Source organism: Halomonas sp. BC04 (assembly GCF_000568385.1).
Map to the genome: position 1 here is coordinate 1 of NZ_AZQX01000343.1, position 12,395 is coordinate 12,395.

Annotated in this window: 13 protein-coding genes and 2 pseudogenes; 10 read left to right on the forward strand and 5 right to left on the reverse strand. The window is 61.2% G+C overall.

Translation table 11 applies throughout. From position 1 onward, the window contains the following. The 4 genes from Q427_RS22950 to Q427_RS22960 all read right to left on the reverse strand — a co-directional run. The coding region (locus tag Q427_RS22950; RefSeq protein WP_197030794.1) for a response regulator at positions 1 to 518 on the reverse strand (518 nt) is incomplete at its 3' end. Further along, positions 500 to 1,318, reverse strand: a complete 819-nt coding sequence (locus Q427_RS22955; protein WP_155833669.1) for a response regulator — start codon at positions 1,316 to 1,318, stop codon at positions 500 to 502. The genes Q427_RS22955 and Q427_RS22950, both read right to left, overlap by 19 nt. Before the next feature lie 189 nt (positions 1,319 to 1,507). Beyond that, positions 1,508 to 1,912, reverse strand: a complete 405-nt coding sequence (locus Q427_RS29340) for a hypothetical protein (RefSeq protein ID WP_051496621.1) — start codon at positions 1,910 to 1,912, stop codon at positions 1,508 to 1,510. Further along, positions 1,870 to 3,672, reverse strand: coding sequence for a methyl-accepting chemotaxis protein (locus Q427_RS22960; RefSeq protein WP_051496622.1), 1,803 nt, complete (start codon positions 3,670 to 3,672; stop codon positions 1,870 to 1,872). The genes Q427_RS29340 and Q427_RS22960 overlap by 43 nt, the downstream gene beginning before the upstream one ends. A 97-nt stretch (positions 3,673 to 3,769) precedes the next feature. Between Q427_RS22960 and Q427_RS34675 the strand changes: the two genes are divergently transcribed. The 8 genes and pseudogenes from Q427_RS34675 to Q427_RS23000 all read left to right on the forward strand — a co-directional run bounded on the left by Q427_RS34675 (position 3,770) and on the right by Q427_RS23000 (position 9,797). Next, the gene (locus Q427_RS34675; RefSeq protein ID WP_043517553.1) at positions 3,770 to 4,012 is read left to right on the forward strand and encodes a hypothetical protein; all 243 of its coding nucleotides are present in this window, start codon (positions 3,770 to 3,772) and stop codon (positions 4,010 to 4,012) included. Next, a pseudogene (locus Q427_RS34680) lies at positions 4,002 to 4,624 on the forward strand (IS481 family transposase); the annotation flags it as partial. The gene Q427_RS34675 and the pseudogene Q427_RS34680, both read left to right, overlap by 11 nt. 390 nt (positions 4,625 to 5,014) lie before the next feature. Continuing rightward, complete coding sequence (gmk, locus tag Q427_RS22975; RefSeq protein ID WP_043517554.1) at positions 5,015 to 5,629, forward strand: guanylate kinase; 615 nt, start codon at positions 5,015 to 5,017, stop codon at positions 5,627 to 5,629. 120 nt (positions 5,630 to 5,749) lie between these two features. Beyond that, entirely contained in the window at positions 5,750 to 6,010 is a 261-nt protein-coding gene (rpoZ, locus tag Q427_RS22980) for a DNA-directed RNA polymerase subunit omega (RefSeq protein ID WP_043517557.1), read from the forward strand. Positions 6,011 to 6,032: 22 nt separating this feature from the next. Beyond that, positions 6,033 to 8,166: pseudogene (locus Q427_RS22985) on the forward strand (RelA/SpoT family protein). 94 nt (positions 8,167 to 8,260) lie between these two features. Then, the gene (locus Q427_RS22990; RefSeq protein WP_043517558.1) at positions 8,261 to 8,650 is read left to right on the forward strand and encodes a RidA family protein; all 390 of its coding nucleotides are present in this window, start codon (positions 8,261 to 8,263) and stop codon (positions 8,648 to 8,650) included. Between the two features lie 59 nt (positions 8,651 to 8,709). Further along, a complete protein-coding gene (gene thpR, locus Q427_RS22995) occupies positions 8,710 to 9,222 on the forward strand; it encodes an RNA 2',3'-cyclic phosphodiesterase (RefSeq protein WP_043517559.1) in 513 nt (170 codons plus the stop codon). 65 nt (positions 9,223 to 9,287) lie between these two features. Then, positions 9,288 to 9,797 (forward strand): acyloxyacyl hydrolase, encoded by a 510-nt coding sequence (locus Q427_RS23000; RefSeq protein ID WP_043517560.1) that lies wholly within the window; start codon positions 9,288 to 9,290, stop codon positions 9,795 to 9,797. A gap of 28 nt (positions 9,798 to 9,825) precedes the next feature. Here the strand turns inward: Q427_RS23000 and Q427_RS23005 are convergent, their stop codons facing one another. After that, positions 9,826 to 10,698: an NAD-dependent epimerase/dehydratase family protein gene (locus Q427_RS23005; RefSeq protein ID WP_043517562.1), complete on the reverse strand. Its 873-nt coding sequence runs from the start codon at positions 10,696 to 10,698 to the stop codon at positions 9,826 to 9,828. Positions 10,699 to 10,779: 81 nt separating this feature from the next. Here Q427_RS23005 and Q427_RS23010 point away from each other — a divergent pair, with 81 nt between their 5' ends. Next, entirely contained in the window at positions 10,780 to 11,700 is a 921-nt protein-coding gene (locus Q427_RS23010; RefSeq protein WP_043517571.1) for a hydrogen peroxide-inducible genes activator, read from the forward strand. Then, the coding region (locus Q427_RS23015) for an OB-fold nucleic acid binding domain-containing protein (protein ID WP_043517573.1) at positions 11,697 to 12,395 on the forward strand (699 nt) is incomplete at its 3' end. The genes Q427_RS23010 and Q427_RS23015, both read left to right, overlap by 4 nt.

Consider the following 12,395-nt stretch of genomic DNA (forward strand, 5'->3'; position numbering starts at 1 on the left):
AATTCCGTCCGTGAATAGCCGCTGATATCGCAAAACAGATCGTTGACATAGGTTATGATGCCGGCACGGTCGGCGACACTAACGATGGCGTGTTGATTGAGCGCCAGGTGCTCCTGCTCCCGCTCGTAGGACAGTTGTTGCATATCTTGCCGGTGGCCGCGTTGTTCGCGCACACGACGGGCATGCGCGCTAACCCGACTGATGAGGTATTGAGGGGCAACGGGTTGTTGCAGAAAGTCATCACCGACGTGGTTGAGTGCCTGCGATTGCCAATCCGGATCCCGTTCGGCCGAGAGAAACACAATCGGCAGCTGATGGTAGCGCTCTTCCTCACGCAAAATTGCAGCCAGTTCCGGTCCGCTAACCTCTGGCATGTGAAAATCCAGGATTAATACATCTGGATCTAGTGTCTGCATTTTCTCCATTATCTGTCGTGGGTGCTGAAGGGTTGATACCAGCATGCCGGCGGCACGCAACACAGCGGCCTGTGCCTCCAGGATTAGTGGTTCATCATCCACCACCAGTACCCGATAGGCTCGAGCGGGACCCGATTGGTAATCTCGTCAAGCAGGCGTAACAAACGCTCAAAAGAGACCGGTTTATTCAAATGGTGAGTGACACCACTGCGATAGGCCGCGAGACGCGCGTCCAACTCCTGTCGCACTGACAGAAACAGCACCGGTGGAAAATCACCGAGATACGCCTCCCGGTGCTGCTGGATATACTTTGCCCCGGCTAGGTCGCCATCCGGGAACACCATGTCCATGATGATGGCAGCGGGCTGCTCATCCTCCTGCAGGGCAGCCGAGAAGGCCGGCAAGCCATCAAGCAGGCGCGGGCCATAGCCAGCTTTCTCGAGCACTTCGATAAGCTTCTGTCCTTGTTCACGGTCGTCTTCTACCACATAGATCAACGGCGAAAGCTTGGCCTTGGGACGATGCGTGCCAGTGCGAGCGGATAGATTGGGGGCATGCAGATCGGGAGCGCTGCGCGCGAGCTTGTCCAGGCGTTGCAAAGCAGCAGACAAGGCTTCGCCTGTGGCCTGCTGTGCAACCTTATCTTCGGTCTTGCGCAGGCGATCGAGCAAATCTTCTGTTTGGCGGGCTACTTCACACAGGGAACGCAAACCAAACGTGGCGGCGCTGCCAGTCAGGTTATGAACCAAACGATGCAAGGCTGTCAGCTCGGCGTGTGACGGTGCCATCAGGTCGATGCAGCCTGCCTGCTGAGCAATGGCATTCATTTTTTCCGGCAATTGCGCCACAAACTGATCACAAAGATCTGCCAATACTTGATTAACATTCTGTTCATGATCCACTGCATTCACCCTTTACGCTACAATATAGTCTTATTAAATTTATTGTTTTCACATCTGAATGATGTACTAACTGTAAGGTATTCCATGCCCTGCTTCACTTTGATCAGTAAAGCAGGGAGGGCACCGGCGCTAGCCCTCCTGCTTCTACCAAGTGGTCCAAAGTGCGGTAGTTATTCTATGATTCTAATTTCAAAATGACGCCCACTCATTCTCGCCAGTCGGGCTGGTCAGAGAGCTCTGCCTGTTCTTGTTGCCTCGAGCCTCAATTTGTTCTAACGGCTTTGGCTTGCTGGCATTCTTCGACCAGTCCCTATCACCATTGTGCCGGCCAGCAGAGGTGGCCTGGATTGCGGTGATCTCAGCTTCTGAAAGAAACGCTTGGGCACTGTGGGAAAGCGCATGGATCTCCCGCTGCAATGACTCGGTTGAGCGGTTATAGGTATGCATCGCCACCGAGCTCTCCTGGGTGCCCTGGTCAATCTGGGTGATCGCCTGGCTGATCTGGCCGATGCCGTCGCTCTGCTCCTCGCTCGCCGCACTGATTTCGCCCATCAGGTCGTTGACCCGCTGACTGGCCCCGCGGATGCGCTCCATGGCCTGTTCGGCGTCGAGGGTATGCTTCTCGCCCTCACCGATGCCGCCCGGGCACGCTGGATCAGTTCCTGGACCTGCTTGGCGGCCTCTGCCGACTGGCTGGCGAGCTTTCTCACCTCCTGGGCCACCACCGCGAAGCCGCGACCGTGCTCGCCCGCCCGGGCCGCTTCCACCGATGCATTGAGGGCCAGGATATTGGTCTGGAAAGCGATGGAGTCGATGGTGCCGACGATACCGGCCATGTTCTCGGCCTGGCGTGTGATCTCCTGCATGGAGGCGGTCAGCTGGCGCATCACCTCGTTGGCCTGGTCGACCTCACCCAGGTTGCCGGTGGAGGCCTGGCTGGCCAGCCGGGCATTCTCTGCACTCTGGGAAACGGTAGTGGAGATCTCCTCGGTGCTGGCGGCGGTCTGTTGCACCGCGGCGGCCTGCTGCTCGATGCGGCTGGCCATGGCGGAGTTGCTGTCGAGCAGCTCGTTGACCGACGGGCGCACCACGCCGACCCGCTGATTGATCTCGCCGATCAGGAAGGTGAGAGAGCGGCGCATGAAGTTCAACGACTCCAGGGTCTGGCCCACCTCGTCTTTACCGTTCTTCGGCATCGGGGACTTGAGGTTGCCCGCCGCCACCTGCAGGGTAAAGTTATTGGCGTTGATCAGAGTACGGCGTAAATAGGCGGCAAGCCGCACACCCAACAGCGCCACGATCAGTCCACCGACCAATGCAATGATGGTGAAGATCCAGCCCAGTTGCTCCTCGAACCTGACGTCGAAGGCGGCGTTCTCCGCCCACTGGGCAAGCTCACCCTGCAGCGCATCGAGCTCGGCAATGACCGGGCTCGATTCCTGCTGCACGAAGCGGGTGAAAGCCGCCTCCGCCTGCTGGATACGCCCGACCTGCAGGTGTTCGGCGATCTCTATCATGGCGCCGTTGGAGAGCCTGTCTATCCGTGTCTCGAGCTCGTCACTCACCGGGATGCCGTGAGTAAAGAGTTCGGCACGCAGGTCGCTCCAGGCACCGGCAAGGCCACTCGCCGCCTCGTCGACCTGGATGGAGATCTGCGCCGTGTCGGCGCTGTTGCCGCCAGTGATGCCGGAAAGCAGCGCCTGCTGGCCCAGGAACACCTGGTGCTCCAGGTCATAGGCCTGGACACGAAGCTCCGATCTTTCCTCATCCAGGCTCTGCTGCTGGATCATGTAGCCGCCGCCGATACCGGTGACACCCAGTAGCACCAAGGTCAGGCCGCTGATACCGCCGATGCGCGCCCCCAGGCTGTGGGGATTGAAGCGGCTCAGCTTGCCGAAGAGCCCTCGGCGATACCACTGGCCCTCCTGGATGACGTAGCGTTTGCCGCCTTCGCGTATGTCGCGATAGATCTCATCGGCCTGGCGCACCTCCTCCTCGCTGGGCTTGACGCGGATCGAGGCGTAGCCCTTGATCGTGCCGCCTTCGTTCAACGGGACCGCATTGGCCCGGACCCAGTAGTGATCGCCGTTCTTGCAACGATTCTTGACCAGACCCGACCACGACTTGCCGCTGCCCAGGGTCTTCCACATGTCCTCGAAGACGGCCTCGGGCATGTCGGGGTGGCGCACGAGATTGTGGGGCGAGCCCACCAGCTCATCAAGACTGAAGCCGCTGATCTCGATGAAACGAGGGTTGGCATAAGTGATGTAGCTCTGGGTATCGGTCTTGGAGATGAGCACATCATCCTGATCAAGCCAATGATTGACTTGGGTCACTGCGCCGTTGTTTCGCATACGTTACCGTCCCGGAAGTTGTTGTTTTTTTACCTATGGAGGCTAGCTGAAACACACCCTACATACTGATAACGGCTTTGCGGAAGAAAAATTTAGGATGACTCTGATCAATTTTAACTATCACCTTTATTACAAAAATCATAATATCCCGGATGATCAATTGAAGGACTGGGATAGTATTCCGGATGATCAGTTGAGGCATCAAAGTAGTATTCTAAATGATCAATTTAAGCACTGGCTTAATATCCCGGATGATCAGTTGAGGCACAGGGTTTATCCTCTGATGGCAGCCTTGGGACTTTTCCAGCAATTCATCTGGGAAAAGGGTCATTGGCATTAAGCTACATAAGCAAGCCACCACGACGCCCAAAATCCGTGCTGAGATCCAGGCCGCACCGCCCAGCATCAGTGATAGTGAGCTGGCACGTCAGTATGGCGTGTCCGACTCGACCATACGCCGCTGGCGATACCGAGATGATGTCCAAGATCGGCCGCATACTCGGCATAACCTGCTCGCCACGCTCACTTCTGAACAGGAAAAAGTGCTGATTGCTGCACATGGATTCCTGAGACTCGGTCTTGATGATCTGCTGGTCGTATCACGTGAGTTCCTGAACCCTCGACTATCACGCTCCGGCCTGCACCGCATGCTCAAGCGGCGTGAGGTGCCAACGCTGGCGGAGCTGGCTCGGGAAGATGCCAAGATTGACGGGGCACCACGGCACAAATCCTTCAAGGATTACGGACCGGGTACGTGCACATAGGCATCAAACACCTGCCCCTGATGCCCGATGTAAAGCAGAATCGCTACCTGTACATGGCCATTGATCGGACAACGCGGTGGGTGTACATGGAGATCAGGCTTAGCCAGTCCTCGAAGGACGCACAGGCGTTCATCAAGCGGGTGGCAGAAAAGGCCCCCTTCAATATCCAGACAGTTCTCTCTAGCTCAACATAAAGAATTGTAAAGCACTGATTTATTGGTAAACGTTGTTCCTAAACTGGCGCTACAGTCGTGATACGGCAGGTATTGGCAGGCCAATGGCTTAGAAAAGGTCGCGTTGTTCAAGCTTCAACTGGGCCAGGCAGGGCACCTGAGGGGGAAGCGGCGAACCTACCTTCATCATCAAGGTCACGGCAGGCCTGTCGGGCACCCACCCATCCGAGGCCCGGCGCCAGGCGATTCTCGAAACGATCGGCAAGGCTGAACGCAACCCGCTCATGGGTGTTTACCGGGGTATCGAGAAATATCTCGAGTCAGCCGGCAACCCATGACGCAAGCGTCCCAAGCCACGTATAATGCTCGCCCCTGTCGAATCTTCGTCACTGACCCGGAGCCGTCATGCCCCAAGGTACCCTTTTCGTCGTTTCCGCCCCCTCCGGTGCCGGCAAGACCACCCTGGTGCGCGAACTCATCGACAGCCTCGACGGCATCCAGGTCTCGGTATCCCATACCACCCGGAGCCAACGCCGCGGTGAAGTGGACGGTGTGAACTACCACTTCATCGACGTACCGGCCTTCGAGGCGATGATCGAGCGTGGCGAGTTCTTCGAATACGCGCGGGTGTTCGACAACTATTACGGCTCGTCGCGTCCGTCGGTGGAAGCCATGCTCAATGCCGGACAGGACGTGATCCTGGAGATCGACTGGCAGGGCGCCCGCCAGGTGCGCCAGCAGATGCCGGATGCGGTCTCGATCTTCATCCTGCCGCCCTCCCGGGACGAGCTGGAGCGCCGCCTGTCCAGCCGCGGCACCGACGAGCATGCCACCATCGCACGGCGAATGCGCGATGCGGTGAGCGAGATGTCGCACTACGACGAGTACGACTACCTGGTGATCAACGACGATTTCACCACCGCCCTGCGCGAACTGCAGTCGCTGGTGATCAGCCGTCGCCTGAGTCTTGCCCGGGTACAGAAAGAGCACGGCCCGCTGCTGGCAGCGCTTTTATCCTGACTCCCTGCCGTCGCAAGCGCTTGTCAGGGACGCCGGGCGTCGAGTAATCTAGTCTGTCCTGTTCCATTTCATATTTCCGGTTGCGGCCGGGGACATCCACTGCTTTTCAGGAATACCTACATGGCGCGTGTCACCGTCGAAGATTGTCTGGAAAACGTCGAGAATCGTTTCAAGCTGGTGATGATCTCAACCCAGCGCGCTCGCCAACTCGCTCGCGGCTCCCGCGACGCCCTGCTCCCCTGGGAAAACGACAAACCCACCGTGATGGCCCTGCGGGAGATCGCAGCCGGCCTGGTCGACAAGAGCGTACTGGACGAGCCGATCGAGGCCCCGGTCCGAATTCGCCATGAGGGCGAGCCGGGCATCGCCATCGAGGAGTAAGGCTAGCACTCAAGGCGCGCTAATGTTCACCATCGACGACCTGGCCGACCGACTCGGCGGCTACCTACCTCCCGAAGAGATCCAGCAGGTCAAGCGCGCCTTCTACTATGCCGAGCAGGCCCATGACGGCCAGCGGCGGCGCTCCGGCGAGCCCTACGTTACCCATCCACTGGCGGTGGCCAATATCCTCGCCAACATGCACATGGACCATCAGAGCCTGATGTCGGCCATGCTGCACGACGTGATCGAGGATACCGGGGTCTCCAAGGAGCTCTCGCCGAGCAGTTCGGCAAGCCGGTGGCGGAACTGGTCGATGGTGTCTCCAAGCTGACCCAGATCACCTTCGAGGACAAGGCGGTCGCCCAGGCCGAAAACTTCCAGAAGATGGTGCTGGCGATGTCCCGAGATATCCGGGTCATCATCGTCAAGCTCGCCGACCGCCTGCACAACATGCGCACCCTGGGCGCCCTGCGTCCCGAGAAGAAGCGCCGTATCGCCCGCGAGACCCTCGAAATCTACGCCCGTATCGCCAGCCGGCTGGGCATCAATACCATCCGGGTGGAACTCGAGGACCTCTCCTTCCAGGCGCTGCATCCGATGCGCGCCGAGCGCATCAAGCGCGCTGTCTCCAGCGCCCGCGGGCATCGGCGCTCGGCGATCCGCCAGATCCAGAACGCACTGCAGCAGAGCCTCGACGACGAGCGACTCGACGGCACGGTGATCGGCCGCCAGAAGCACTTGCTGTCGATCTACAAGAAGATGCGCGACCAGCGCAAGCCGTTCGCCGAGATCATGGATGTGTTCGGCTTTCGCATCATCACCGAGGACGTCGACAGCTGTTACCGCATCCTCGGCGTGGTGCACAACCTCTACAAGCCGGTGCCAGGGCGCTTCAAGGACTACATCGCCATTCCCAAGGCCAATGGCTACCAGAGCCTGCATACCACCCTGTTCGGCAGCGGCGGCATGCCCATCGAGGTACAGATCCGTACCCGCGAGATGGAGCCATGGCCAACAACGGCATCGCCGCCCATTGGCTCTACAAGGCCGGCCAGACCGATCATCCCATCGCCGAGGGCAGCCATGCCCGCGCCCGGGAGTGGGTCAAGGGCCTGCTCGAAATGCAGCGCCACGCCGGCGACTCGCTGGAGTTCATCGAGCACGTCAAGAACGATCTGTTTCCCGACGACATCTATGTCTTCACGCCCCGCGGCGACATCATGGAGCTGCCCCAGGGGGCCACGGTCATCGACTTCGCCTACGCGGTTCACACCGACATCGGCAACAACTGCATCGCCTGTCGCATCGATCGTCACCTGGCGCCTCTCTCTACCCGACTGGAGAGCGGCCAGACCCTGGAGATCATCACCGCTCCCGGCGCCAAGCCCAATCTTGCCTGGCTCAATTTCGTGGTCACCGCCAAGGCACGCTCGGCGATCCGCCATGCGCTCAAGCACCAGCAGCATACCGAAGCCGTGCAGCTGGGCCGACGCCTGCTCAACAAGGCCCTGAGCGAGTTCGAGACTAGCCTGGAGGAGCTGCCAGAGCAGGCCCTGCCACAGGTGCTGGACGACCTCTCACTCAAGCACGAGGACAGCCTGCTGGAGTCCATCGGACTTGGGACACGGGTAGCCTATGTGGTGGCCAGGCACCTGGTCGATGCCCTCCATGGCGACGACGCCGACAGCAGCCAGCGTACCCTTAAACCCCAGGGGCCCATCGTGATCAGCGGTGCCGAAGGCATGGTGATCAAGTTCGCCCGCTGCTGTCATCCGCTGCCCGGCGACCCGGTGATCGGCCACCTCTCCGTGGGCAAGGGAATCGTGGTGCACCGGACGGAATGCCGCAATCTCGCCGAGCTGAAGAGCGACCCCGACAAGCTGCTCGCCCTGGAGTGGTCCGCCGACATTGCCGAGGACTTCCCCGTGGCGCTGCGCCTGGAAATCGAGAGCCGACGGGGCCTGGTTGCCGAGCTGGCCAGCCTGGTCACCGACGCCGATGCCAATATCGAGCGCATCGGCATCGAGGAGCGCGACGTGCGCCTCTCCATCGTCCACCTGACCCTGGCGGTACGTGACCGGGTGCACCTCGCCCGTATCATCAAGCGTATCCGCAACCTCTCGCAGGTCGGCAAGATCACCCGCGTCGGTAACTGAACATCCTTATGACCTGCTCACCGCCCCTGGGGTGGCCGCAGAGTCACTTCGACAATTCCGTTTTCTCATCCGAAACGAACAGAAGGAGCGCCACATGAGCAACAAGGCCGTCATCAACACCGACAAGGCACCCGCCGCCATCGGCCCCTACTCCCAGGCGATCAAGGCCGGCAATACCGTCTACCTCTCCGGCCAGATTCCCCTCGATCCGGCCACCATGGAGCTCGTCTCCGAGGACTTCGAGGCCCAGGCCCGCCAGGTATTCACCAACCTGAAGGCCGTCTGCGATGAGGCCGCCGGCTCGCTGGGCGAAATCGTCAAGCTCAACCTCTATCTGGTGGACCTGGGCAACTTCGCCATCGTCAACCAGGTGATGGAGGAGTTCTTCGACAAGCCCTATCCGGCCCGTGCCGCGGTGGGTGTCAAGGCACTGCCCAAGGGGGCCCAGTTCGAGGCGGAAGGGGTGATGGTCATCGGCGACTAGGCAAGGGCGGATTTGCTACTGCGCTCGTAACGCAAATCCATCCCTTTCAAAAAAGGGATATGAGACTTTTTATCGCACTGAACCCTCCGGATGAGTTGCGCAGGCGGCTCGGTAAGCTGGCGGATTTCGCCCACGCCCGCTGTGGCGGACGGCGCATGCCGGACGAGAGTCTGCACCTGACCCTGGCCTTTCTCGGTGAGGTCGAGGTAGCCCGGGCAGAAGAGCTAGCCGAATGGGTGCAGGGTTTGGCCATCGCGCCCGGAGAGTGGCGCCTGGACGGCTGGGGCTGCTTCAGGCGCCCCGGTATCGTCTGGGTCGGGAGCCAGGCACCCGATCCGGCCTTGGATGAGCTCCAGCGCGCACTCTGGCACACCCTGGAGGCCCACGGCCTGGCCGGGCGCCCCGCCCGATTCATTCCCCATGTCACCCTGCTGCGACGCGCTGTCTCTCTCGACACCGGAAGCTTTCCTGAGGTCGACCTCGACTGGCCCTATAATCAAGTTGCGTTGATACAATCTTTCACCGATCAGCGCGGCGCTCGTTACCGCACCCTGGCCGTATCGCAGCATTGAGCATCAACAAAGAAGCGCGCCATTGATTGCCACACAAATGATTAGCGCTCAAGAAAAAGGAGAACATGGTGTTTAGCGCGAAGGGAATACTTGCCACTCTCTGCACCTGCCTGGCAATGGCGGGCAGTCAAGCCGGTCTGGCCGATCTCTATGTCGCCGGCGGAGCCACCAGCGAATCGGCCGCAGCCGTGCGCATCGAGCTCGACACCATGCTCGGACTCGAACACCTGCACCCGCAGCTCGACCTGCGCCTGGCCACCGGGCTGCTGCTGCTTTCCAGTCGCGAGAAGGACGCCAACGCAGCCTGGTTGCTGACCCCGGCTCTGCGCTACACCTTCCTCCGCCAGCGCAGCCCATTCATCGAAGCAGGCATCGGGGGCGCCCTCTTCGTCAATACACGTCACGAATCGAGAGAGCTCTCCACCGCCTTCCAATTCCAGGACCGCATTGCCGCAGGCCTGCCGCTGGGCAAAGGAGAGCTGACACTGAGCCTGACCCACTACTCAAACGGCGGCATCAAGCGACCCAACAACGGCTTCGAGCTATTGACCCTGGGCTATCGCTGGGCACTTTGATAGCGGGTACGACTTCTTACAGAGGCAACTAGACCGGCTCGGGCAGGAAGCCGCCCTCTTTCATCACCTGGGTGTAGCCGTCACGATAGGTGGGGTAGCGGAAGCTGTAGCCTGTCTCCAGCAAGCGGGTGTTGTCGCAGCGCTTGCTGGCACGCTTGCGTAGCGGTGCCTGGATCACTTCCGTGGACTCCACCTTGAGTCGCCCCGCCATCCAGGCCATCACCTCATAGAGGGGATCCGGAGCACAGTCGCTGGCCAGGTAGAGGTCCTCCAGCGGCTTCCCCGCCTCGCTGAGCGCGATCAGATGCTTCAGCACGCCGGCGCAGTCGTCGCGGTGGATGCGATTGGAGTACATGGGGGGGGTCGCCGGCGCAATGCGGCCTTCCAGGACCTGGCGGATCAGGCGGTCACGGCCCGGGCCATAGATGCCGGAAAAGCGCACCGCCGTGCCGGGTATCAGGCTATCATGGAGAGCCTGTTCCGCTTCCCGCATCAGCACGCCGGAGAAACCGGGCGCCTCAGCAGGGCTCTCTTCATTCACCAGCTCCCCTTCCTTCTGGCTGTAGACGCTGGTGGAGGAGACGAACAGAATTCGCTGTGGCGCGCTATCGCGCCCTTCGTAGGTGCGCAGCACCGCCTGGAGGCCATCGAGATAGGCGGCACGGTAAGCGGCCTCCTCGAAGCGGTCGGCGCTGAGCACATAGACCACGAAGTCGGCATCGGGCAGCTTGGCCAGGGCGGCTTCGTCGCTGAGGTCCAGCGCCAGGGGCTCGATGCCGCTGCCCTCCAGCGCCGCTATGCCGCGTCGAGCCCCTATGACCCGGTGGCCGGCCTCGATCAGCTCGCCGCCCAGCACCATGCCGATGTCACCACAACCTAGAATCAATGTCGTTTTCTTCACCTTTCTCTCGCCCCCTGATAAAAAGTCCCTATTGAAATCCATGCATCTATCGTCCGAGAGGATGCCCGAAGGGCACCAACCATGACTCTAACAGAACTTCGCTATATCGTAACCTTGGCCCAGGAGCGCCACTTCGGCCGCGCCGCTGAACGCTGCTTCGTCTCCCAGCCGACACTGTCGGTGGCGGTCAAGAAACTCGAGGAGGAGCTTGGGGTTGCACTCTTCGAGCGTTCCAAGTCCACCGTCCAGGTGACCCCCATGGGCGAGAAGATCGTCGAGCAGGCCCAGCGTGTACTGGAGCAGAGCAGCGTGATCAAGGAGCTGGCCAATGCCGGCAAGGACCAGCTGGCGAGTCCCCTGCGCATCGGCGCCATCTACACCATCGGCCCCTACCTGTTCCCGCATCTGGTGCCGGCACTGGCACGCAGCGCACCGCAGATGTCGCTCTATATCGAGGAAGGCTTCACCGCCAGCCTGCGCCACAAGCTAAGGAGCGGCGAGCTCGACGCCATCATCATCGCACTGCCGTTCAACGAGACCGATGTCGTCACCAAGCCGCTCTACGACGAGGAGTTCGAGGTACTGATCCCGGCCGACCATGCCTGGGCAGCCCGCGATCACATCAACAAGGAGGATCTCCTCACCGAGCGCCTGCTTCTGCTCGGTGAGGGTCACTGCTTCCGTGACCAGATACTCGAGGCGTGTCCGGCCATCAGCCACAAGCTCAACAGCCCCCACAACACCCTGACGGCGGAAGGCGGTTCCCTGGAGACCATCCGCCACATGGTGGCCTCTAAGCTCGGCATCACGGTACTGCCCCGCTCGGCCATCGGTACCGTCCATTACGAGACCGGCCTGCTCACCAGCCGCCCGTTCACTCCCCCGGCACCCTCGCGCACCGTGGCCATCGCCTGGCGGGCCAGCTTCCCGCGGCCCCGCGCCATCGACGCGGTCACCAATGCCATTACACAGTGTCATGAAGCACTCCCCGAGCCGGCATGAACGCTGACACCAAGGCGCTTGACGCACCGGTCAGCTCGCTCAAGGGCGTCGGGGAAGCACTGGTGCTGAAGCTGGCACGGCTGCGCGTGGCCTGCGTGGCCGACCTGCTCTTCCACCTGCCACTGCGCTACCAGGACCGCACCCGCATCACGCCCATCGGCACCCTGCGTGCCGGGCACGAGGCCGTAGTGGAAGGAGAGGTCATGGCCAGCGAGGTGGTGCGCGGCCGGCGCCGCAGCCTGCTGGTGCGGCTGCGCGACGGATCGGGCATCCTCAGCCTGCGCTTCTTCCATTTCTCACCGGCCCAGCAGCAGCAGTTCCGTCCGGGTGCGAGGATTCGCGGCTTCGGGGAGGCCCGGGCCGGCGCCACCGGGCTCGAAATCTACCATCCCGAGTACCGGCTGCTGAGCGACGACACTCCGCCGGTGGAGGATCACCTGACGCCGATCTACCCCACCACCGAAGGGCTGCACCAGACTCGGCTGCGGGCGCTGATCGAACAGGCACTGGCACTCCTCGATGCCGATCCCGAGGCGCTGCCCGACTGGCTGCCCGAATCCCTGCGCCAGCGCTTCGGCCTGCCCGAGCTGCACCACTGCCTGAAGGTGCTGCATCAGCCACCACCGGATGCCGACCCCGACCAGCTGGCCAGCGGCCTGCATCCCGCCAGCCGGCGGCTGGCCCTGGAAGAACTG